Annotated in this window: 1 protein-coding gene; it reads left to right on the plus strand. The window is 69.3% G+C overall.

Translation table 11 applies throughout. The features are described from left to right. The coding region (locus tag V1L54_RS29380) for a hypothetical protein (RefSeq protein WP_443076832.1) at positions 1 to 257 on the plus strand (257 nt) is incomplete at both ends.

Here is a 257-nt window from a genome sequence, read left to right on the forward strand (position 1 = left end):
CTGGGTGATCCGATCGAGGCGCAGGCGTTGCTGGCCACCTACGGTCAGGAGCGTGCGGAACCCCTGTATCTGGGCTCGCTGAAGTCCAACATCGGGCACACCCAGGCCGCCGCCGGGGTGGCGGGTGTGATCAAGATGGTGGAGGCGATCCGTCGGGGCGTACTCCCGGGGACGTTGCATGTCGACGAGCCCACCCCCCAGGTGGACTGGTCGGCGGGTGCGGTGGAGCTGCTGACCGAGGCACGTCCCTGGCCGGA

It is taken from the genome of Streptomyces rubellus (assembly GCF_036323805.1).
In the GTDB taxonomy this organism is placed as follows: Bacteria; Actinomycetota; Actinomycetes; order Streptomycetales; family Streptomycetaceae; genus Streptomyces.